Genomic DNA, 21395 nt, shown 5'->3' on the forward strand with positions numbered 1-21395 from the left:
TCGCCGGCGGACCCGGAGCCAAGGTGGCCTGAGCCGCCCTGTTCGCTACCTGTTCAGCTTACCGCTGTCCGTGTCACAAACCTTGAGGTGCTCCCATGGTGCAGAAGATCGACGCCACCTTGCAGCGCACCGACGCGCTGGTGGCGGCCGCCAGGGACGGAGCGACCCCGCGTCATGTCGTTGACCGGATCGTGGCGGCGGGCGGCGATGCCCGCGCCGAGGACCGGCGGACGATCGCGACCGCCGCCGCCGAGCTGAAGGATGCGACCCGGGTGCTTCAGGGCGTCACCGCATCGGCGCGGCGCGGCGATGAGCAGAACCGCTGGCTAATGTGGACGGCGATCGGCGGGATTGTCGCCGGCATGGTGCTTTGGGCGGCGTTCGCCGGCGTCGTGGCGCGCGCCGTGCCGGCGAGCTGGCAATGGCCGGAGAAGATGGCGGCGCGGACGCTCGCCATGCCGATGTGGGAAGGCGGACAGCGCATGATGCAGGCGGCATCGCCCAGCGCGTTCGCCGCTCTGGCAGCGGGTGACCGGATCGTCTCTGCCAATCGTGAGGCGCTGGAGGCGTGCCGGAAGCGCGCTGATCGGGAGCGCGAGGCGGTTCGATGTACGATCAATGTTGGTGTCGATGGGCGTAAGTAATTTGGGCAGGCGTCCCGAAATTGGCGCGCCTTGTCCGGGTCGCCGGGAGCCATATCGATCCAGGTTTATTCTCACGGCTCGTGTTGAGTCCGGAGAAATCATGCCTGCTGTTCAATGGTGTCTGGGGCTTCCCCATCAGGGAACCGTTGCAGCAATCCAGGGTGGAAGTTGGCGGCTGGATGTGCGGCATGGCCGATGTGGGCGCTGGACGTGGAGGGTTTTCCACTCGGATAGCCCGATCATGAGGTTGGGTTCGGCTTCGTCTGCGGGCATGGCAATAAGGTGCGCGGAAGGGGTCTTGGAGGAACTGGAGCAGTGCCTGAACAGCGTCGAATCCCGGGTGTGATGAGCACATGATCCGGCGCATATCCTCGATCCTGTGCCTGCTTCCGGTGCTGTTGCTGGCTGCAGGATGCTCGGCGCCACAGCCCGAACGTGCAAGTCGGGATGATCCTGCTTCGCGCGTCCTCCCATCTTCCGATGCACCGCCCTTGCCCTCCCCGCCATCTCCGCCTCCACCGCCTGGCCCTAACTATTCGAGCAGCGTCGCTATCGCTTTGCCCGGCGAACCCGACACTCGCGGTCTGGACGACGCTCAGCTCAATGCGATGTTCGATGCGGCAGTTGCACAGGCGCGGCCAGGTGAGGAGAAGCGGGCTGTTTGTGTCGGGATGCAGGGCCTTGCGGACTCGGCCGTAATGGATGCCCCGCCGAGGATCGTGCGGTACGTGGGCGAGGCGGTGCAACTGCCCGCTGTTCCTGCATCCCAATGCCGGGCGGATGTTCACCCCTTTGTGATCGCGACCAAAGCGAATGCCATCCTCTACACCGTGAAGGTTGAATCCCGCGATGCGCGCGGTGTTCTGACCTTCTGGGCTGTGGCTACCTATGGGAACCTTGGCGCTAACGGCGCGGAGTTCCGGCTTATCCGGGCGAACGGACGTTGGATTCCGAAAGCCACAGGAGTTTCAGTCGTATCATGAAGCGATCGGGAAGCCGGCATAGAGCAGTCTCGCCATTCATTCTTGCCGCCCTCTCACTGGGTGGCTGCGTAACTGGCGAGCAGGTGTCGGCACCCGCCAGCAATATCGCCCCGGCCTCCTCGCCTGTTCCCCGAGGCGCTACGATCAGTCCTTCGGGTTACGCCACTATCCTGTCCGCGCCCGCCACGGGTCCGATCGCCGCCCCGCCCATGGCCCCTCCGCCCCCGCCGCCGGACGGACGCCCGACGCCGCTGCCGATGACGAGTGAGGCTCGCATGGCCAGAGAGCGCATGATGAACCCCGACGATGCCGCGACCGAGGCCGCACAGGTGCTCGATCGCCACCTCAGCAGGGCCGAGCGGGGCAATTATGTCGGTATGCGGATTGTGCGCGACCCTGACCCACGCTTCGCCTTCCAGTTCAAGCGGAACGCGGCAGCCACGCTCGCGCGCTATACGCGCGACCCACGTTTCACGTCGCGCGAGGGCGGGCTGACCAGGGCAGAGCTGCAACCGATCTTTGATGAATGGTGGAAGCGGTTCGAGCCGTATCGCCTGGTGGGCGGCGGGTCGGTGTATGAGTTCGACGGCGTGGTCCGTTTCGACATGAACGTCGACGAGGCAGAGTTCAACGAGATCGCCGCGCGTGAACGCTGGGTGCTGCCGGAAAGGCTGGAATTGATATTCTCGCCACCCCGCAATACCCGGTCGATCGATCCGGCGCTGGCCCGCTATGTGCGCGCGTTCCCGCGTCAGGATCGGCTTCCCGCCATGTCTCTCTTGGCGTTGCTTGGTGGGCGCGTGGTTCTTCGCGACGGGTGTTTCCGTCTTGCCGATCATGGTGACGCCGGCGAGCCGCTGGTCATCTTTCCCCGCGACACAGAGCTTGGGCTGGACCCACAAGGCTACATGATCCTGGGGCGCACAGGCGAAGTTGGTCCTCGCATTGGGGAGCGGATCACATGGGCAGGGCCACAAGGCTATTCCGAAGCGGACCCGAGCGTGAAGCTGCTGCGGGAAAAGTGCGGCGCGGGGCCGATCGTCGCCATAGGCGGGCCGAATAGCCCACGCCGCGCCAGGTAACGGGTCGTAGCAAGCGGTGCGGGAGTTCGCCAAGGATGCTGAGAGTGCTTTTGTCGCTGATCTTCGCGCTGGCGATCACGATCGGGACCATCTGGATCAACCCGACCACGGACGAAAGGACCATGTATGGTCATGAAGGGCCGGTGGAGCAAAACTGGTTGCCGCGCGAGGTAGCGGGGTGGCCAGCGCCCTTCCTGGCCGACAATCCCAACACTTCAGTCATCCATAATGTCGGGCCTGAAGACAATTTCCGGCCGGGGCCGTTCATCGCCACGCTGAGTTTCTGGTATCTCGTCGTATCGGCAACGATGTGGTTGGTCGGTTGGATGAGGCGCAGAATGCCGGTTTAAGGTTGGAGGATGGTGCGATGGGATATTTCGGGAAGTACGACACACCGACAGATCTTCTCGCCGATGAGAATTTGAGTGTGGGGGAGAAGATCGAACTGCTTGAGTCGTGGCGAGACGACAAGGAGGCCTATATGCGAGCCGCTGGGGAGGGCATGCAGGGCCCCAGTCGATCAGAGGCGCTGCGTCTCATCGAGAACGCGCTAATTTCCCTGCGCGGCGAATAGCCTAGGCAGAGCGTCCGAGCCCTTGTGGCAGGCACCCTGGTAAGCTCTAGCTGAGGCTATTGCGCTTACTCTGGCGGCTGATCCACCACGGCATGTCGCCGACGAGCATACCGGGGCGCTCCGCCAACTCGGACAATGCCACCTCAAGGTGCGCAATCATCTGGCTCAGTAGCATAGCGGCCTCCGTGCCTTCCATCTCGGCGCAAGCCTTGGACAGGTCCGCAATATCGGTAGCGAGTGCTTCTAGGTCGTTGAGCATGACGTGTCCGAAAACCGGCAGTTAAAAACGGCGTCTATTCGTTCCCGTCTTCCAACGGGAGAGTAGGTTCGCTGGCTTTGGTTTCTGCGGTTTCAGACGGCGGCAGGAACGCGCTGCCCTTCTGCGCACGGCCGCGTGCCACCTCGACTATGCGATCGACAATGCGATCTGCATCGCGCCACTTCATCACCAGCTTGCCTGGGTCCATACCGTAGTCCGCCACCACATCGCGCAACTGCTCAATATCCAATTTCGCTAGCGCCTCGCGCAGTTCGGACTCGCCGTTTCGGGCGAGTTGCACTGGGTCGAGTACGGCAGGGGTCCGCCGGTTGCTCGGACGCTTGTGTTCGGTCGGCTTGGCCTGCCGCTTCCGCTCGACGGGAGCTTTAACCGGCTTCTCGTCAGCGGCGAGAGCCTTTGCGAGACGTTCCTGAAAGGCAGGGTTGGCTTCCGCTTCGGCGATTACCTCGCGCAGCAGCGCGTTCAGTTTTTTCTTGACCGTCACAGCCCGCTCTCCAGATCAGACCATATTTCCTGCGCCAAGTTATAGAAGTCGTCGCCGAGATCGCCGGGGTATTTTTGCTTGATCGTGCGGGAGTGCGCCTGAAACTCCGCTGCCGCAGCGACCGCGTTACCCTGCCGGATAACAGTGTCCATGACGACCGGCAGATTTTTGTCGCTCTTCAGCTGCTTGATGACGTTGTTGTGGACCGTCGAGTTTGCCTGGAACTTCGTCGCGACGATGCCGAGAGGCTCAATTTCCTCACCGATCGCTTCCGAGAATCCGGCTACGCGACCGACAATCTGAGGAATGCCGTAGGTGGACATATAGTCTGGAATGGTCGGGATGATATAATGGTCGGAAATTCGCAGCCCGTTAAGGGTGATGATCCCTAGGTTGGGGGGGCAATCCACGATCACGATATCGTATTCATCAATGCGCGACTTCACCGCGCGATTGAGAAGCTCGATAGGATTGGCCGAGAAAAACTTGCCGGCGGGAGCAGAGGCCAGCTTGTCTTGCACGTCGATTAGGTCGAGGCTGGAAGGCAGCAGGTCGATTGTGGTTGCGGCCCGAACATCCGACACGCTCTTCTGAAGAGTGGCAGTGATGTCAAACTTCCGGTTGTCCGGGTCCATCGCGTCCTGGAACAGGCGCGCAAGGGTATGTCCTTTGGTGTTGAGGTCGAACCAGCGATCCTCGCCGATAAGCATCAGCGTGGCGTTAGTCTGGGGATCGAGGTCGATAACGAGGACGCGCTTGCCCATTGAAGCGGAGAACGTCTCGGCGAGCGCGACAGTGGTGGTCGTCTTACCGACGCCGCCCTTTAGATTGATGGTAGAGATTACATGGGTCATCGGGGTTCCACTTCGCTTGTTTCGGCGCAGCCAGGCGCGGATGTTGGCTCGGAGGAAGATCGGCCCCGAAGCCAACTCGGTGACTGGTTGGGGAAAGTCGGATGCACGGACCCGCCAGTTAGCGACGGCCTGCCTCGACACGCCGGCCATCTGTGCGACCTCGTTGATCCCTACCAGCTCGTGACCACTATCTTTAGACAAACTTCCCTCGTGAACAACGGTCACACCATCTGTGTATGACGTTCACAGCCTTGATTCAAGAGGGCCATGTACTTTCCTTGCCGGTAAAAAGGTCTACCTTCTGGTGAGAAAGGCGGCGCGCCTGCGAGCCTGTCGCCCTTAATTCTGTTCTTCAGGATCGGGCGGTAGGTCATCTTCGTCGCCCAGCGTGGTCGCAGCAGTTTGCGAGGCCGCGGGCGGGTCGTGCTTCTCCGCGTTCCATAGGTGATGGTTCGAGAAGCGGACGTTTGGTAGCGCCAAGGCGTCGAGAGCCCTTCGGAAGGTGCCCTTGCCGAACCAATCCCCCGACTTTGCATCAGGCAGGGTGCGAAGCACCTCATGAGACAAGGTTGAGAGGTTTAATGGCTTAACGGCGCTTTCGTAGCGTTGTCGGATGAGCTGTTCAAAAGCTCGCTCGTTTTCTGATGCGTCGGTTGCTGCCGCATCCTTTGTCGCTTGATCGGGTGCGGCAGCAATGGCGGGAGCGAGCAGCGTTTCGAGGGCCTCAAGCCCCAGCACGCGTTCCGCGACTGATGCGTATGCTGTTGCTAGATGGCCTGGTGACACGATTGCGGTCCGGCGGTCCTCAGCTCTCAATCGGTGCAGCAGGGGGGTGAAGTCGGAATCGCCCGAGACGAACACGAACTCCTCAAAGCGGGTGCGATGACCCAGCAGATCGAGCACGTCGATGACCATGCGGATATCAGCGGCATTCTTGGCTCCCCACGTCAGCGGAGGACAGTCGATTACCTCGAAACCTGCCTGCACGAAGTTAGCGCGGAACCTGGAGAACCAGAGGCGATCATTCCTTTCGCCGGGCGCGTGCACCTTGCCCATGGGATTGAGGTAGCAGCGGGCCACGAGCCAGCGGCAAGGCCTATCGGCATTAAGCGCCGCCAAGCCAGCGAGCCAGTCAGCTGGATTAGAAGCGAACCGGATCGCCATCCCCTCATCGAGACTCCACAGCGTCGTGAACACGTTGTCGAAATCGACGAAAATGGCGCTTCCGGTGTACATGCTTTTCCCTTAGCAGTCTTGATCGCCGGCACCGAAGGTGATGCCTGAGCTGCGATGTGATTTCCGCCGAGCAATTACGCGCATCCTGACAAAGCTCCGAGCCTTTTAGATATGCTCGACGTGCCAAGCTGGTGTTGGTGTCACAACCGGTCGGTTTTGACACCAGCGCCCTGCCCCTGCTTTTCCAAGGGTTTGCAGGTGTCAAAACCCTGTGTCAGAACAATCGCATGGAAATCGGCTATGCCCGCGTGTCCCGTGGCGATCACCAAGACCTCGACCCGCAGCTCCGCGCGCTAACTGATGCCGGCTGCGCGACGATCTACCAGGAGGAAGCGTCGGGCGGCCAAGCCGATCGGCGCGAGCTGGCGCGCGCGATCGGCGCATTGAAGCCGGGCGACGTGCTGGTGGTGTGGAAGCTCGACCGCCTTTCCCGCTCGCTTCGCGACCTCCTCTTCACGCTGGAGGTGATCACCGCAGCCGGCGCCGGCTTCCGGTCGCTGACCGAGGCGATCGACACGACGACCGCTCCCGGCCGGCTGATGACGCAGATGCTAGGCGCGTTCGCCGAGTTCGAGCGCGCCATGATCCGCGAGCGGACCATGAACGGGCTGGCGCACGCGCGCAAAGCCGGCCGGCATCTTGGACGCCGACCGAGCCTCACCGGTCAGCAGCGCGCCGAGATCATCGCAAAGGCGGAATCCGGCCAAGGCTCCCCTGCCCAGCTCGCCAGCCTCTTCCGCGTATCCCGCTCCACCGTACAGCGCGTGTTGCGCGAGCACCGTGCCCGCCAAGCAATTGACTGACACGCTGACCCCAGCGGCTCGATCGGAGCGCATGCGCCAAGTGCGGGGGAAGGACACCCGTCCGGAAATGGTGGTGCGTCGATTGGCGCACCGGCTCGGTTATCGCTTCCGCCTGCATCGGCGCGAGCTGCCCGGCAGCCCGGACCTCGTGTTTCCGGCCCGGCGAGCGGTGATTTTCGTGCATGGATGTTTCTGGCATCAGCACGATTGCCCACGCGGCGCGCGACGGCCGGCGAGCAACGCCAGCTATTGGCATCCCAAGCTGGCGAGGAATGTCGAACGGGATCGGGAAGCGCGTCAGCGCCTTGAAAGCCAAGGCTGGCGAGCCTTGGTGATATGGGAATGCGAGATGCGGAGCGCCGACGAGCTATCCCGCCGTCTGACCGATTTTCTTGGCGATTAGACCCGGCGGATAGCCGCCATATCCGATACCTTCTGGACAGCGCCGGCGCGCCGGACCGTGGTGCGCCGCATCACGTCCGCGCCGGCTTGCATCACCTCGAAATCGACGTGATTCAGCTCGGCATCGTATCCTTTGAAGCAGCGGTGGAAGGCCGAAAGCAGCTCAACGGCATCGATAGGCTGGGCTGAGACGGAGGGGCTGGCGAGGGACGGCACGGTGCTGGGAAACAGATAGATGCAGGCGGGCGGAACCCGGAAAGGGCCAATGTCGGTGAGCCTCGATCCGTCTTCGCCAGCCACCTTGGGGCATGGGCGCCCGATCGTGCCGCACACCATGTCCCAGACGATCAGACCATCCACCCGCTGATTGCGTGAGATCACCTCGGCGCTGAGGCGAGTGTGGATCCCCGACCAGGCATTGCGCCGTGGATCGGCGCCAAGGTTGGTGCAGATGCTCCAGATCACGAACTCATCGGCATCGGCCGGGCGCTCGAATATGTTGGTGTTGTTGCCGTCCAGGCAGCCTTTCAGGTCAATGACGGCTCTGCGTCCGCTTGGGAGCCGGACGGCATAATCGTTGCGGCTGGAGTCCTCCGTCAGGTCCCATCCTGCAATGAAGCCTTCATCCTCCATGTGGTTCAGGACGTGCTGAACGAACTCGCGCTTGGCGCGCATCGTCGCGGAGAACTGCCCCCTCACCCGCTCGACCGCGCCCCGGAAGAGGCCGGAATTGTAGAAGTCGCGTTCGTCCAGGCCATGATCGCCGAGCCGGTGCGCCTCGGTCTTCAAGACCTCCGCGAACCGCTCGATTTGCGCGCGCAGATCGCTGTTCTGCTCGCAGGGGATGACGCTCATGCAGCCGCCCGTTCGGCCGCCTCCGCCATTCCGAGCAAGGGTTCCAGGATATGATGGGCCAAGTGCCGAACCACCGGCACCGCCACTCCGTCTCCCGTGAGGTGGTAAGCCTCATTGTAGTTGCGGGGCAGCTTGTAGTCGTCTTCCAGGCCCATCAGGCGCGCCGTCTCGCGCGCGGAGATCAGCCGCGATCGGACCTTGGCGCCGTCGATGACGACGATGACCTGCCGACTGGACCCGCCTGCGGGCGTTCGCAGGCAACCCGAAATGTCATCGAAACGCACTTCCGCGCGCTGCACCTTCACGCCCTTCTCGTTGAGTCGGGTGCGCTTGTAAACGCCGCCCACCACGCGATGCCCAGCCCGCTTGGCCGCGTTCACCTTGGCGAGGTTGAGCGGTGACATCATGCCGAGGAGTTGCTGGGTTTCGGCCGGCGTGTGCCAGGGCACGCTCGACGGGTTCTCCTCGATCATGTCGGCGAACGTCGTATTGCGGCGGTTCGGCGTTGGCATGTTCCACCACAGCATTGCCTCGCGTAACGCCGCCGGCAGCCGTTCGACGGCGCTTTGCAGCCCGCGAGTGTGGAAGGGCTCGATGGGACCAGGCGCAAGCAATGCTGGATCGACCTGCACGTCGCCATGAACGCCGATCACGAACAACCGAGGACGGGATTGCGGAAGGAACAGCGCCGCGTTGATGACGAGGGCGCCGCAGCGATAGCCGGCATCCGCGAAGGTCTGGCAAATCGCCTCGAAATCCTTGCCGCCATGCGAGGTCAGCGTCCCGCACACATTCTCGAGCGCGATCAGCTTGGGCGCGCGATCGTCGGCGATCAGGCCCCGGATTACGTCCCAGAACGGATAGAAGGTTCCAGACCGCTCGCCGCGCAAGCCAGCGCCGCCGCCTGCGAGCGACAGGTCCTGGCAGGGGAATGACCCCCAGACGAGATCAGCGATGCCGGGCAAATCCGCAGCGGTGATTTGCTTTACGTCGCCAACCTTCAGCTCGCCTCCCGTGCCCCAGTTGGCTTGGTAGGTGAGCCCCTTCTTATGATCGAAGTCGTTGGCGAACAGGCAGGTCCAACCCGCCCCCAACCCGGCGCGGGCCATGCCGCCTCCGGCGAAGAATTCATAGAACTTAGCCATTGGCGACCCGGCTTTCCTCACGGGGGTCGTTGGCGCCCGTCTCGCGCGCCAGCTTCTCCGCGATTGCTTCCGTGATCCAGGTGTTGCGCGAGACGTTGCCAGGACGGCTAGCGCGCGCCGCGTCGATCAGCGCGAACGTCTCGGCGGAGAGACGCAGGTTTATGCGATCAAGGTCGCGCACCGTGGCAGGCTTGGAGTTCGTAGTCATGGCGCCATTGTGGCGCCACAATCACGTTCTGTCTAGTATGTTCTAGATATGTTCCAGAAAAAGAGCAAGCCCCTACTCTTCTCCAGGATCAGACTCGCCCGTCAGGCCCAGAAGCTCGGCATGATAGCTCGCCAACCGTTTGAAATGGGCGTCCATAGCGCGGGCGACTTGCGGCGAGTTTTTGACGGCCAAGAAGTGACCGACGATGTTCGTATAGTGACCTGCCTGCCGAGGAAGGCGCTGCACCGGATCGATCTTGTCGGCGATTTCCTCATCCGACATGACCTGAACCACCTGGGCTGGGTCCGGGATAGCAGTTCCTGCCGGCGGAGCGGCAGGGATCGACCCGTTCATTAGCTGAGACTTCGGGTTGAAGTGGTGGAACAGAACGCCTTCCAGCGGCGTGATCTCTTCCTTCGTCTCCACTGGGTAGGCGAGCACCCAAGCGATCTCCCAAACGTCGATCTGACGATTGGCAATAATGTCGGAGCGGGCGGAAGTCAGATGCCGCGCAACGCGGCTGCGAATGCCATCCTTGGACTGGCCGACGTAGATCGGCACTTGGTCCAGATCGCAAAGCACATAGACGCCAATCTGGTTGGTAAGGGTGCGAACCGCTTTCTTCCTGAATGTAAAATCGATCGCCACCGCTTACTCCGCCTGAATACCGGGCCGCACGATAGCCTTGGTAAGTTGCAGGCGCCAAGTCGGCGCCTCCTTCCGGACCGCGCTCTATCTCCACTTCGCTCCGACCGAGCCGCCGATCGGCGTCTCGTCCCATGCGGGTGACGATCGCTCGCGCGAGGGACGGGCGCGCCCGTCCAGAGCGGCGCCGGCGACGCCGGCGGCGTTAGATTTGATCGGAGGGAAAGTGAGGCGCCGCCCCCCTCTCCCAGCAACGGCAATCAGCCGGGCCGTGGCTCGGCTACGCCTGCGCCCGCACCACCCCGGCAGATTCCCGCTGCCCCCTCACCCCCCGCTGTTCGCCACGAGGCAGGGCCGATGGCCGGGGCCATCGCCCCCAGGGCGATTTGAAGGGAGCAGGACATGGAGCAGGACAATCGCGAAAGCTGGCTGAACCGGGTGGCGGCCGGCATGGCGCCGCTGTTCGAGGCGTTGGGCACCCCCCTTCCCTCCCGCGTGCGGGTGGCGATCGGCTTCACCAGCAGAGGTGCCAAAGGCAAGGCGATCGGAGAGTGCTGGGACAACCGGCGCAGCGGCGACGGCCACTTCGAGATATTCATCCGGCCTGACCTCGCCCATGCCCCCGACGCGATGCCGGCGCAGATCGCAGCGATCCTCGCGCACGAGCTGGTTCATGCGGCGGTCGGGATCGCCGCTGGGCACGGGAGGGCGTTTAAACGGCTCGCAGTCGGGCTGGGGCTGGTCGGTCCGATGCGCGCCACCACCCCCGGCGATGCTTTCCTTGGCGCCATCGCGCCGATCCTCGCCGCAGCCGGTCCCCTCCCCCATGCCCGACTCGACACCGGCGGCGAAACCACCCGGCCGAAGAAGCAGGCGACGCGGATGCTCAAATGTGAGTGCGCGACGTGCGGTTACACGGCGCGGACCGCGCGCAAATGGCTGGAGACGGCCGGTGCCCCCTTGTGCCCGATCGACGGCCACGGACCCATGCGCCACGATGCGCTCGACGCCGACGATGCGGAAGCGGACTAATCTAGATCGCAAAAGTCAGGCTGACCTTAGGTGGCGGAACTCCAATGTGTTGTGCCATCGTTCCAATTTGCATAACATCACAATAACAAAATTGAAGGTGTGCACACGTGCAGATAATCACACTGGCAGCTCAGAAGGGCGGAGTCGGAAAAACCACGTTGGCCGTCAATCTGGCAGTTGCGGCCCAGTCCATCGGTATCAAGACCGCGCTGTTCGATCTCGACCCGCAGGAGAGCGCCACAGCATGGAGTGAGCGTCGTGAGGCCGAACTGCCGCATGTCGAGCCGATCAGCGCCCGGCGGCTGGATCAGGCAATTGACGCCGCCGGGGCGAATGGCTTTGCGCTCACCATCATCGACACACCACCTGCCGCTGGCGCTGAAGCCGTAGCCGCCGCGCAATGCGCCGATCTTGTCCTGATTCCGTGCCGCCCTTCCCTCATCGATTTGGACGCGATCAAACGCACCGCCCAGCTCATCAGCAGCACCGGCAAGAGCGGCTATGTCGTGCTCAATGCTGCTCCCCCCACTGCCACGGCGCTGCTGGAAGATGCTCGGACCCTAGTTGAGGCCTCGGGGCTGAGAGTCGCACGCGCGGTGCTGCGCGAGCGCAGCGTCTATCGTGCAGCATGGCCTTACGGGCTTGGCGTCATCGAGCATGAGCCGGCCGGAAAAGCCGCTCAGGAGATTGCATCACTGCGCGAGTTCCTGTTTGAAGTCTTGCAAGATTGCACACCTGCAAATGTGAAGGTTTGATATGGCACGTCGTTCATCTCTTCTCGCGCCGGCGATTTCGGAAAAGCCAGCGCAGGACGCTGCGGCGGAGGCGCGGCCTTCCCCCGTGCCGGAACAGCCGGCAGCACGATCTAGCGGGCGGCGAACCGGCAAGTATCATCTTGGAGCCTATTTCGATCCGGCGGACCCGACTGCGGAGGCCTTTCGAGTGCTGGCAGCGCGGACGCGGCGCAGCCATCAGGACTTGCTGGCCGAAGCCATTGCCGAGTTGGTGGCCAAGTATGACGCCAACCAGCAATTTGGGCGGTGATGGTGTGCAATGCTGCACACTTGCAAGCGTGCAAGGTTGAAACGTGAAGAAGCGACGGGACCCTAATCCGGAGTTCGATCTCTTCCTGCCGATCATGGGCGACCTTCCGCTCAAGGACCAGCGAGAGACGATGGAACGACCATTCTTCTCCTTGCAGAAGCGCAAGCGGGTCAAGCCGATCGAATACACCAGCCCCGATGGGGCGACCTGGGTGAAGATCGAAGCGATCCCGGCTTATGGCATGGCGACGATCTGGGATGCCGATATCATCATATGGGCCACCTCGACCCTGAACCGGATGCGTGAGCAGGGAATCAACGACCTTCCGAGGACGCTCACGACCACATCCTACGACCTTTTGCGGGCGATCAAACGCGATACCAGCGGGAGAGCCTACCAGGAGCTGCAAGCGGCCCTGCAGCGGCTACAAACCACTTCCATCTCTACATCCATCCGCGCACCCAAGCGGCGCAGCAAGGCAGGCTTCAACTGGCTGGATAAATGGACCTTAGAGGTGGACCCCGACACTGACCAGCCCCGTGGCATGACCATCACTCTGTCCGATTGGGTCTATGAAGGCATCATGGCGGAGCGGTCGCTGCTCACCATGCACCCGGATTACTTCCTACTTTCCGGAGGACTGGAGCGAGCCCTCTACCGCATCGCCCGCAAGCACGCCGGCAATCAGCGAGGCGGGTGGACGTGCCGGGTCGAGGTGTTGCGCGACAAGACCGGCAGCGACAGCAAGCCCAAAGAGTTCAACCGGATGCTGCGCAAGATCATCGAGGCAAACCAGCTTCCTGATTATGCCTTGGAAATGGCGACGACCACGGATGGCAGCCCGGCCGTATTGTTCCGGTTGAGGGGAGAGGCGGAGGCTCTGGCGCTATCCGAACAACTCCAGGCCGAGCAGGAACGGCGCGCTCGCTTGGATGCCGATCGGCGGAGAACCGCCGAGGTTGACGACCTCATGGATCGGCTCGCACGCCGCCCCTGACTATCGTGGTTTCACACACCGCAGCTCCGAGAGGGCGGGCGGCCTGACGGGGGGCGTGGGCCAATAGCTACTCCGGGAAAGGCAATCTGAGGCCTCTTACTATCGTGGGATCACACACCTTTCCTTCGTGGGATCACACACCCTACTATCGTGGGATCACACACCGAATCACGTGGTTTCACCCACCGGGCATGACGACAAGCGATTGATGGAAAAGCGCTATTTCCGCTTTTCCACAGGCTTAACTTGTTTAACGATTCCTATTTAACAGAATCTTTTAACGTCAGGACGCAGCCAAAGGCGTGAGCTGAAAAGGACAATGCGGAATTGGCCTGGCGGCCAATACGCCTTCGTTCCGTGCCGGCTATCGCCGTCACCAAAGCGGCCTACGGCCGCAGGGCTTCCAGAAGAAGCCAGGCGAAGCCGGCGGTGTGTGCCTTCAGCGTTCCGCCAGCGGAAAGGGCAGCGAGGCGATATCCCAAAGCTCGCCCTTCGATCCTTCGCGATCGGTGTGTGCGATCACGACGGATCGAACAGGCCGGCGAACTCGCGCTGGTCGTAGTAGCGGATTTTCTCGACCACGAGCGGGTGTTCGCCCTGGCGCAACAGCAGGAGCGAGTCCGGCGGCATCCGCATGATTTCGTCGGGGGTGGCGAGGCGGCGAGCCGCGACATGGCCGCTGGCGCTTTGGGAGCGCACGCCGTCGCTGAACATGCTGGCCGGGCGCGAGGAGCTGAACGTGGTGTATTCGATGGTGGTGTCGCCCAGCGTGCGCGAGAGCATATCGGCGGTGGCGTGATCGTTGACCCCGAAAGCCTGGATGACCCCGGCGTTGGACATGAACGTGCCGGCGCGCTCGCCATAGGTGGCGCGGAGCTGGTGCATGTCTTGGAGGATCGGCCAGAGCTGCATCCCATAGCCGGCCATCAGTCCCATCGCGCGTTCGACCGGCTCCAGTCGGCCGAGGGCAGCGAACTCGTCGAGCAGGAACAGAACCGGGCGCGCCGGCTTCGCCGGTGAGCGCGCCATGTCAGTGACGGCTTGCGTGATCAGGAGCCTCAGCCAGCGCGCATAGGTGTCGAGCCGATCGGGCGGCAGGCACAGGAACACCGTGCCGTTGCGCTCCTTCAGATCGGCGAGCCCGAAATCCGACGCGGCCGTGCTGGCGACGATGCGCGGGCTATCGAGGAAGTGGGTATGGCGCTGGGCCGAGGACAGCACGCCGGCGGCTTCGCGGTCGGACTTACCGAGCTGGCGATTGGCGGCGCGCGCGACCAGGCCACCGGCGGCCGGGCTATCCGCCATCGCGGCGAGCAGCGCGGCGAAGCGGGCAGGGGGGAGCGTCAGATGCTCGCGCACGGTGGCGAGCACGCGCCGATCGGCGGGTTCGGTAGTGACGACGTGCAGGACGAGGCCGGCGATCAGCGCCCTGGCTTCCTCGTTCCAGTGCGCTTCGCCCGCTTGCCTCGGCGCGTCATGAACCAGCGCATCGGCGAGCGTGCCCGCATCTTCCGCGAGATCGAGGCCGTGCGGATCGAGCCGGTCGAGCGGGTTGTAGCGGGCAGGGGGCTGGCCCGAGACGCCGAACGGATCGAGGCACCAGACCGGCCCCCTGGCGGCGCGGACGCGCGCCGTGACGCGGGCGTTCTCCCCCTTGGGATCGACGCAGATGATCGAGCGATCGGCGAGCAGCAGGTTGGGGATGATCGTGCCCACGCCCTTGCCCGAACGGGTGGGGGCCATCGTCAGCAGGTGCGCGGGGCCGTCGTAGCGGAGCAGCTTGCCGGACTTGCCCGAGCGGCCGATCAGGAGATCCCCGGAGGCTTCCAGCTTGCGCACATCGCTACGATCGCCGAAGCGGGCCGAGCCGAGCAGATCGTTGCCCCGACCGGCGGCGAGGCGATTGTTCCACCAGGTCGCGGCGAGCAGCCCGACTAGGAGGAAGAACGAGACCGTGCCCGAGATGCTGCCGACGCCGAAAATGCCTTCGAGCCAGCGGGCGGTGGCATAGGCGGCGATGAACGAGACGGGAAGCGAGACCCGCCAGGCTATCCGGCGACGCCCGAGGAGCGAACCCGCCATCAGCGCAGCGCCCAGACTGGCGTGATCGCCAGCGCCGGGTCGGCGTCGGGATGGTTCATCAGCTTCAGGATGATTTGCGTGGCGAGGGGAGGGGGCACCGCCTCGTCGCGCAGCATGTCGAACAGCGCGTGTTCGTCGGTCGTCAGGTCCATATCCTCGATCGCGAGATTGGCGCGGGATTCAGCATCGACCTCGCGCCATTCCGCCACTTCGGCCAGCGAACCGCGCCTGAAATGCAGCGCGCGGACCTCCGCCCGGATCGCTTCAACGTCCAGATTGGCCATCGCAATCTCCGGCATCATGCCCGCTCCCGTCGAGCACGCTCAGCGCGTCGAGCAAGGCTCCCATGCCATCCTCTGTGGCCATTGCTCCGCCAAGCGCCCACCATGCCGCCCGCCGGTGACGATCCCCGACCGGATAGCGCTTGTTGAACCGTCGTGCTTCGGCAGCGAGCGCGGCGACCATCACCCTGTCCTCGCGCCATGCCTCGCCCTGCCAATGCGTCAGGCGGGCATCCAGATCAGCCCAAAGGCTATCCTCGCCATCCATCGAGGTGGAGGCGAGCAGGTCATGCAGGTAGGGGAAGCGTTCGCGGGTCATCAGGCAATGGACGCGCGCCTCGCCGTCATGCACCCAATGGACAAATGGCCCTGTCCGGGGTGGCCGCGAAGCGATCATTTGGGAGCCAGCGCGAAGTTCACGCGCACCGTCACCATTCCGGCATTGGTTCCCGCCATCACCGGGGCTGCCTGTTCCGCCTGAACCGCCACTACAGAGGGCGGCGCGACCATGCGGGCGTCCATTTCGGCCATTTGCGGCATGTAGCTGCCCTGGCCTCCGTCGTGGATCGCAAGTACGCGATCGATGCGGAGGCCGGCGGCGTTGGCATAGGCCTCAGCCTTGGCGCGCGCAGCCTTGTAGGCGGCGTCATAGCCGCTCAGGTTCGCCTTCTCGGGATCGGCGACCGAGAGGTTGGGGCCGGAGACGATGTTCGCGCCGGCATCGGTGACGGCGGCGATGGCCTCGCCCACCCGGGCCGTGTCGCGCATCCGCACGGAGAGGGTGTTGCTTGCCTCGAAGCGGCCCTTGTTGGGGCCGTAGTCCACGCGATTGACCGACAGGCTGCGGGTCTGGATATCGCGTGCGGGCACGTTCAGCCGGGCAAGGGCGGCCGTGATCCGGCTCATGGCTTCGGCGTTGCGGGCGCTGGCGCTTTTCGCGTCGGCCGCCACGCTCGACAGGCCGGCGGTAAACAGCGCCTGATCGGGCGCGGCTTCGGTGCGTCCCGTGCCTGCGACCGTCAGCAATGTCTCGCCAGGTTCAAGGCCGTGGGGATCGGCGGGGCCACGACCGCAGCCGGCGACAGCGACGCAGAGCGGAAAGGTCCATAGAAGCTTCATCAAGGCCGTCGATCCTCCACGTTACATCCCGCGTCGAACGCGCGTTTGGCTCATCGGCTGTTCGCGATCAGGGTCTGGATGTCCTTGGGTCTGGCGATGTTCGACCCCGGCGTCTTGTAGGTCGAGAGTTTCCCGCCCTGCCATAGACCGACTTCCAGCGCCTTGGCGGCCGGGTCGATCAGGATATAGGCCGCGTCCAACCCGCCTGCATGGGGCTTGTTGCCGGAGGTGAAGATCACCTGTTCCTGACGCTCAAGCGGTGAGGCGGTTTGCAGGTTCGTTTTCAGCACGGCCAGCTTGTCGCCGAGGAGTCGCACGAGGTCGCTCGATACGGCGCTGTTGTCGAGCAAGCCGCTCTCGATCGGACCGCGCCCGACCAGGGCATCAAGCGAGGTCCAGTCGCTTTGCGCGACGCCGGAAGCGGTGTTTGACGCTGCCCCGGCGGAAGTGGTCGAAGAGGTGGTTGGAGCGCCGGCGCTACTATTGGCCTGCGGAGAGGATGCCTGCCCGTCGCCTGGGCGTTCGCATGCCGCAAGCGCCAGCACGCAAGCGGCAGTGAGGAAGGGTATCGACCGGCACATCAGGGTTCTCCTTGTTCATGTTCCAACGGATCGCTGGCGGGATTTGCGTCCGATGCCGAACCAAACGAATTTGGCTGTTCCGCATCCGCGTCGAACGCGCGCTTGCCCCGCCGCTTCCAGAGCGCCAGCACGCCCTCCGCATCCTCGCCTCGCACTCGTCCCGCCAACTCCAGCAGCGCGCCGTAAATGGTGGCGCGGTCATCGTCGGCGAGTTCCACCAGACCGGCTTTCTGGACGAGTCCGCCCAGCTCGATCAGGTGGCGGGTGCGCTCGCGGCGTTGCACCACCCAGCCTCGCGTATCAGCCCGACGCCGCGCCGCTTCCAGACGCTGGATCAGCGCCCGGTTGCGCGTTCCCGCCGTCGCTGTTGCCGCCAGCAGTCCGGGCAACTTTGCGCCCGCGCCGTTGAAAGAAAGCGGAGCCCTTCGCGCGCCACGCCTCCTTCGCTTCTGCATCCTTTGACGCGACGGCATCGAGCAGCACGCCGGCGAGCGTTTCCGCGTCGAGCGCATCGGCCCCGGTCGCGGCGACGAGCTGGCCTAACTGCTCCACCTTCCGCGCCTTGAGCTGGCGAGCCTTGTCACCCAGCGCCTTCAGCTCCGCATCATAGTCCCGCACCTTGCGCATGATGCCTCCCTCGTGCGTCTGATCGTTCGGCGCAGCCTAGCAAACCGGGTTCGGCAGGCAACCCTCAAGTGAAGCGCGATGCAGTCAATCAGCAGAAGCGTAGCGAGTGATGAGTGCGCGCTTATACGTCGTTGCCGACGTGCGCTAAGAAGTGCATCATGGTGGACGCGATGGCGATCTACCATTTCAGCGCGAAGGTCATCAGCCGGGCGAACGGCTCCAGCGCCGTTGCGTCCGCGGCCTATCGCTCTGCATCCGAGCTTCACGACGAGCGGCTTGGGCGGAACCACGACTTCAGCAACAAGGCGGGTGTCATCCACTCCGAAGTGCTGTTGCCGGAGGGCGCGCCGGAGCGTTTAAACGATCGCACCACGCTCTGGAACGAGGTGGAGGCAGGAGAGAAGCGCAAGGACGCGCAGCTTGCCCGCGAGGTGGAGTTCTCGATTCCGCGCGAGATGAATGAGAAGCAGGGCGTCCAGCTCGCCCGCGACTTCGTGCAGAAGCAGTTTGTCGATCGCGGGATGATCGCGGACCTGAACGTGCATTGGGACAAGGCGAAGGACGGCACGCCGAAGCCGCACGCGCATGTGATGATGACGATGCGCGAGGTGGACGAGCAGGGGTTCGGGAAGAAGGTTCGCGACTGGAACTCGACCGAGCTGTTGAAGGAGTGGCGGGAGGCGTGGGCGGCCCACGTCAACGAACGCATGGCCGAGCTGGGGCTTGAGGGCCGGATCGACCATCGCAGCTATGCCGACCAGGGCATTGAGCTGGAGCCGCAGCACAAGATCGGACCCGCAGCGTCACGCAGGCCGGGTCAGGGGCGTGAGGCCGAGCGGATCGAGGATCACGCCCGCATCGCGCGTGACAATGGCGAGAAGATCATCGCCAATCCGTCGATCGCGCTGGACGCGATCACCCGGCAGCAAGCCACGTTCACCACCCGCGACCTGGCCGTGTTCGCGTTCCGCCACAGTGACGGCAAGGAGCAGTTCGACCAGGTAATGAGCGCCGTGCGCGCGTCCCCCGAGCTGGTCGCATTGGGCAAGGACGGGCGCGACCAGGAGCGGTTCACGTCGCGCGACATGATCGCGGTGGAGGCCCGGCTTGAACGTGCCGGCGACGAGCTGGCGGCGCGGGGCGAGCATGGCGTCGCCGATCGCCACCGCAGCCAAGCGATCGGGGCGGCCGAGACGCGCGGCCTTACCTTGTCGGCCGAGCAGCGGGACGCCTTCGACCATATCACCGGAGGCGAGGGCCTGGCGGCTGTCGTCGGCTATGCCGGCACCGGCAAATCGGCGATGCTGGGCGTCGCGCGCGAGGCATGGGAGGGGCAGGGCTACACCGTGCGCGGCGCGGCCTTGTCGGGCATCGCGGCCGAGAACCTTGAGGGCGGGTCCGGCATCAGCTCGCGCACCATCGCCAGCCTTGAGCACGCATGGGGGCAGGGGCGCGAGCAGCTAGGGCCGCGCGACGTACTGGTGGTGGACGAGGCCGGCATGATCGGCTCGCGCCAGATGGAGCGGGTGCTGTCCCATGCCCGCGACGCCGGCGCGAAGGTGGTGCTGGTCGGCGACCCCGAGCAGTTGCAGGCGATCGAGGCGGGCGCGGCGTTCCGCAGCATCACCGAGCGGCACGGCGCGGCCGAGATCACCGAGGTTCGCCGGCAGCGGGAGGACTGGCAGAAGGAGGCGACGCGCCAGCTTGCCACGGGCCGCACGGGCGAGGCGATCCATGCCTATGACGGGCGCGGCATGGTGCGGGCGGCCGACACGCGCGAGCAGGCGCGGGCGGAGCTGGTGGATGGCTGGGACCGGCAGCGCCAGGCCGAGCCCGACCGATCGCGCGTCATCCTTACCCACACCAACGCCGAGGTCGCCAAGCTGAATGAGGAAGCGCGCGGCCGGCTTCGTGCGACCGGCGACCTTGGCGAGGACGTGGCGTTCAGGGCCGAGCGGGGCGAACGCCAGTTCGCGGCCGGCGACCGCTTGATGTTCCTGCGGAACGAGCGGTCGCTGGGGGTGAAGAACGGCACGCTTGGCACCATCGAGCGGGTCAGCCCGGAAGGCATGAGCGTCCGGCTCGACGGCGGCCAGCGGGTTGCATTCGAGGCCAAGGACTATGCCCATGTCGATCACGGCTATGCGGCGACGTTCCACAAGGCGCAGGGCGTGACGGTCGATCGCGCGCATGTTCTCGCGACCCCCGGCATGGACCGGCACAGCGCCTATGTCGGCTTGTCGCGGCACCGCGAGGGGGTGCAGCTCCACTACGGCCGCGACGACTTCGCCGATCAGCGCCAGCTCGTCCGCGCCCTGTCACGCGACCGGGGCAAGGACATGGCGGGTGACCATGCGCGGCCGGAGCAGGACCAGGCCCGCGCGTTCGCCGAGCGGCGCGAGATCCGGTTCCCGGAACTCGCGCGCCAGGTGGTCGAGAAGGTGCGCGACAAGGCCAGGGGCATGTTCGACGGCTTCCGGCCCAAAGCGGCGCGAGAAACATCCGTTTCGGATGTAAAGCCACAGGCCGAGCCGGCGATCGGCGGCAAGCCCGACCAGGCCAAGGCGATCGAACGCTATGCGCGCGCCACGGCCGATATAGGCCGGATGCACGCCAAGGGCCTGCCGGTGCTGCCCCATCAGGAGAGCGCGCTGCGCAAGGCTGGCGAGGCGTTGGATGCGAACCGGCCCCATGCCGCGCGCGACCTCGCTTCCGCGCTCAGGCGCGATCCCAGGCTCATCGAGCAGGCCGCCGGCGGCAACACCGGCGGGGCAGCGCGCGCGATGGCCGAGGAGCAGCGCGTGCGGCTCGATCCGGAGGCGCGTGCCGGACGCTTCGTCGAGGCATGGAAGATGATGCAGCGCAATCGTGCCGCCCTGGAGCGGGCCGGCGACCGCGCCGGCGCGGAGCGGATGCGCGGCAACATGGCGAAGGTGGCGGGCGCGATCGGGCGCGACCCGCAGCTTGAATCGGCGCTGCGTCGCCGCGCGCCCGAGCTGGAGCTGAAACTGGAGAAGGATCGCGCGATCGGCGACGCGCTGGCGAAATCGCTGGGGCCGGACCGCGAGCGCGACCGGGGAATGAGCCGATAGGCGTTCGTGCTTTCGAGTATGAAAAGAGGCGGGATGAACGAGGACGAGCACGAACCCGAGACAGCCCAGGAAGCCTTCGCACGGGTGGAGGGCGAGCTGGCGTTGCTACGCCGCGCCGTCGAGCGGATGGCGGTCGAGCGCGCTGAACTGCCCGAGCAGCCCGACTATAGCGAGACGCTGGCGGGCATGGTGGGGGCACCTCAAGGTTTGTCATATGGACAGCGGCAGTCGGAACAAATGGTCAACAAAGGCCTGAGCGTTGCCGCAAAGTATATTAAGTTTCGTGGGTTTGTGAGGTTGGACGAGTTGGAAGTTACCGGATCACCTCTCGTGATGTTTCACCCG

General features: G+C 64.5%; 27 protein-coding genes and 1 pseudogene. 13 read left to right on the forward strand and 15 right to left on the reverse strand.

Annotation, left to right across the window (positions count from 1 at the left end; translation table 11 throughout):
• Positions 1-95 precede the first annotated feature (95 nt).
• The 5 genes from GGR88_RS14770 (at position 96) to GGR88_RS14790 (ending at position 3283) form a co-directional block, all read left to right on the forward strand.
• Positions 96-644 carry a DUF6118 family protein gene (locus GGR88_RS14770; protein ID WP_167956401.1) on the forward strand — a complete coding sequence of 183 codons (549 nt, stop codon included), beginning with the start codon at positions 96-98 and terminating at the stop codon, positions 642-644.
• Positions 645-1201: 557 nt separating this feature from the next.
• Entirely contained in the window at positions 1202-1627 is a 426-nt protein-coding gene (locus GGR88_RS14775; protein ID WP_167956403.1) for a hypothetical protein, read from the forward strand.
• A 275-nt stretch (positions 1628-1902) separates the two neighbouring features.
• Positions 1903-2709, forward strand: a complete 807-nt coding sequence (locus GGR88_RS14780; protein WP_167956405.1) for a hypothetical protein — start codon at positions 1903-1905, stop codon at positions 2707-2709.
• A 44-nt stretch (positions 2710-2753) separates the two neighbouring features.
• Complete coding sequence (locus GGR88_RS14785) at positions 2754-3059, forward strand: hypothetical protein (RefSeq protein WP_167956407.1); 306 nt, start codon at positions 2754-2756, stop codon at positions 3057-3059.
• 17 nt (positions 3060-3076) lie between these two features.
• The gene (locus GGR88_RS14790) at positions 3077-3283 is read left to right on the forward strand and encodes a hypothetical protein (RefSeq protein ID WP_156884416.1); all 207 of its coding nucleotides are present in this window, start codon (positions 3077-3079) and stop codon (positions 3281-3283) included.
• A 46-nt stretch (positions 3284-3329) separates the two neighbouring features.
• On the opposite strand, the gene GGR88_RS14795 is transcribed toward GGR88_RS14790, so the two are convergent.
• From GGR88_RS14795 to GGR88_RS14810, 4 genes are all read right to left on the reverse strand, one after another.
• Positions 3330-3542, reverse strand: coding sequence for a hypothetical protein (locus tag GGR88_RS14795; RefSeq protein WP_167956409.1), 213 nt, complete (start codon positions 3540-3542; stop codon positions 3330-3332).
• A 34-nt stretch (positions 3543-3576) separates the two neighbouring features.
• Positions 3577-4047, reverse strand: a complete 471-nt coding sequence (locus tag GGR88_RS14800; RefSeq protein ID WP_209023472.1) for a hypothetical protein — start codon at positions 4045-4047, stop codon at positions 3577-3579.
• On the reverse strand, positions 4044-5126 hold the full coding sequence (locus GGR88_RS14805) for an AAA family ATPase (RefSeq protein ID WP_209023473.1): 1083 nt from the start codon (positions 5124-5126) through the stop codon (positions 4044-4046). Before GGR88_RS14805 ends, GGR88_RS14800 begins: the two co-directional genes overlap by 4 nt.
• A gap of 114 nt (positions 5127-5240) precedes the next feature.
• Positions 5241-6137, reverse strand: a complete 897-nt coding sequence (locus GGR88_RS14810) for an NYN domain-containing protein (RefSeq protein WP_167956411.1) — start codon at positions 6135-6137, stop codon at positions 5241-5243.
• 227 nt (positions 6138-6364) lie between these two features.
• On the opposite strand from GGR88_RS14810, the gene GGR88_RS14815 reads away from it, so the two are divergent.
• Positions 6365-6940, forward strand: coding sequence for a recombinase family protein (locus GGR88_RS14815; protein ID WP_167956413.1), 576 nt, complete (start codon positions 6365-6367; stop codon positions 6938-6940).
• Entirely contained in the window at positions 6933-7343 is a 411-nt protein-coding gene (locus GGR88_RS14820; protein WP_167956415.1) for a very short patch repair endonuclease, read from the forward strand. Before GGR88_RS14815 ends, GGR88_RS14820 begins: the two co-directional genes overlap by 8 nt.
• On the opposite strand, the gene GGR88_RS14825 is transcribed toward GGR88_RS14820, so the two are convergent.
• From GGR88_RS14825 to GGR88_RS14840, 4 genes are all read right to left on the reverse strand, one after another.
• The gene (locus tag GGR88_RS14825; RefSeq protein WP_167956417.1) at positions 7340-8197 is read right to left on the reverse strand and encodes a hypothetical protein; all 858 of its coding nucleotides are present in this window, start codon (positions 8195-8197) and stop codon (positions 7340-7342) included. The genes GGR88_RS14820 and GGR88_RS14825 overlap by 4 nt on opposite strands.
• Entirely contained in the window at positions 8194-9342 is a 1149-nt protein-coding gene (locus GGR88_RS14830) for a DNA cytosine methyltransferase (protein ID WP_167956419.1), read from the reverse strand. Before GGR88_RS14830 ends, GGR88_RS14825 begins: the two co-directional genes overlap by 4 nt.
• Positions 9335-9550, reverse strand: a complete 216-nt coding sequence (locus GGR88_RS14835; protein ID WP_167956421.1) for a hypothetical protein — start codon at positions 9548-9550, stop codon at positions 9335-9337. The genes GGR88_RS14830 and GGR88_RS14835 overlap by 8 nt, the downstream gene beginning before the upstream one ends.
• A gap of 72 nt (positions 9551-9622) precedes the next feature.
• Positions 9623-10198: a GIY-YIG nuclease family protein gene (locus tag GGR88_RS14840; RefSeq protein WP_167956423.1), complete on the reverse strand. Its 576-nt coding sequence runs from the start codon at positions 10196-10198 to the stop codon at positions 9623-9625.
• A 399-nt stretch (positions 10199-10597) separates the two neighbouring features.
• Between GGR88_RS14840 and GGR88_RS14845 the strand changes: the two genes are divergently transcribed.
• The 4 genes from GGR88_RS14845 (at position 10598) to GGR88_RS14860 (ending at position 13268) form a co-directional block, all read left to right on the forward strand.
• Positions 10598-11227 carry a SprT family zinc-dependent metalloprotease gene (locus GGR88_RS14845; RefSeq protein ID WP_167956425.1) on the forward strand — a complete coding sequence of 210 codons (630 nt, stop codon included), beginning with the start codon at positions 10598-10600 and terminating at the stop codon, positions 11225-11227.
• 107 nt (positions 11228-11334) lie between these two features.
• Positions 11335-11982 (forward strand): AAA family ATPase, encoded by a 648-nt coding sequence (locus GGR88_RS14850; protein WP_167956427.1) that lies wholly within the window; start codon positions 11335-11337, stop codon positions 11980-11982.
• A 1-nt stretch (position 11983) separates the two neighbouring features.
• Entirely contained in the window at positions 11984-12271 is a 288-nt protein-coding gene (locus GGR88_RS14855) for a ribbon-helix-helix domain-containing protein (protein ID WP_167956430.1), read from the forward strand.
• Positions 12272-12314: 43 nt separating this feature from the next.
• The gene (locus GGR88_RS14860) at positions 12315-13268 is read left to right on the forward strand and encodes a replication initiator protein A (protein WP_167956432.1); all 954 of its coding nucleotides are present in this window, start codon (positions 12315-12317) and stop codon (positions 13266-13268) included.
• 519 nt (positions 13269-13787) lie between these two features.
• Here the strand turns inward: GGR88_RS14860 and GGR88_RS14865 are convergent.
• From GGR88_RS14865 to GGR88_RS14895, 7 genes are all read right to left on the reverse strand, one after another.
• Positions 13788-15350, reverse strand: a complete 1563-nt coding sequence (locus GGR88_RS14865; RefSeq protein WP_167956434.1) for a type IV secretory system conjugative DNA transfer family protein — start codon at positions 15348-15350, stop codon at positions 13788-13790.
• Positions 15350-15634: a hypothetical protein gene (locus tag GGR88_RS14870; protein WP_167956436.1), complete on the reverse strand. Its 285-nt coding sequence runs from the start codon at positions 15632-15634 to the stop codon at positions 15350-15352. Before GGR88_RS14870 ends, GGR88_RS14865 begins: the two co-directional genes overlap by 1 nt.
• Positions 15615-15950: a hypothetical protein gene (locus GGR88_RS14875; protein WP_167956438.1), complete on the reverse strand. Its 336-nt coding sequence runs from the start codon at positions 15948-15950 to the stop codon at positions 15615-15617. The genes GGR88_RS14870 and GGR88_RS14875 overlap by 20 nt, the downstream gene beginning before the upstream one ends.
• A 74-nt stretch (positions 15951-16024) precedes the next feature.
• Positions 16025-16657, reverse strand: a complete 633-nt coding sequence (locus tag GGR88_RS14880) for an SIMPL domain-containing protein (protein ID WP_245197298.1) — start codon at positions 16655-16657, stop codon at positions 16025-16027.
• Between the two features lie 143 nt (positions 16658-16800).
• Positions 16801-17331 carry a hypothetical protein gene (locus tag GGR88_RS14885; protein ID WP_167956440.1) on the reverse strand — a complete coding sequence of 177 codons (531 nt, stop codon included), beginning with the start codon at positions 17329-17331 and terminating at the stop codon, positions 16801-16803.
• Complete coding sequence (locus GGR88_RS15110; protein ID WP_167956448.1) at positions 17331-17615, reverse strand: conjugal transfer protein TraD; 285 nt, start codon at positions 17613-17615, stop codon at positions 17331-17333. Before GGR88_RS15110 ends, GGR88_RS14885 begins: the two co-directional genes overlap by 1 nt.
• A gap of 16 nt (positions 17616-17631) precedes the next feature.
• Positions 17632-17958: a conjugal transfer protein TraD gene (locus GGR88_RS14895; RefSeq protein ID WP_167956442.1), complete on the reverse strand. Its 327-nt coding sequence runs from the start codon at positions 17956-17958 to the stop codon at positions 17632-17634.
• 170 nt (positions 17959-18128) lie between these two features.
• On the opposite strand from GGR88_RS14895, the gene traA reads away from it, so the two are divergent.
• Both traA and GGR88_RS14905 read left to right on the forward strand, forming a co-directional pair.
• Positions 18129-21050, forward strand: coding sequence for a Ti-type conjugative transfer relaxase TraA (traA, locus tag GGR88_RS14900; protein WP_167956450.1), 2922 nt, complete (start codon positions 18129-18131; stop codon positions 21048-21050).
• Positions 21051-21083: 33 nt separating this feature from the next.
• Positions 21084-21395, forward strand: a pseudogene (locus GGR88_RS14905) (hypothetical protein); the annotation flags it as partial.

It is taken from the genome of Sphingomonas jejuensis, from assembly GCF_011927695.1.
In the GTDB taxonomy this organism is placed as follows: domain Bacteria; phylum Pseudomonadota; class Alphaproteobacteria; order Sphingomonadales; family Sphingomonadaceae; genus Sphingomonas_K; species Sphingomonas_K jejuensis.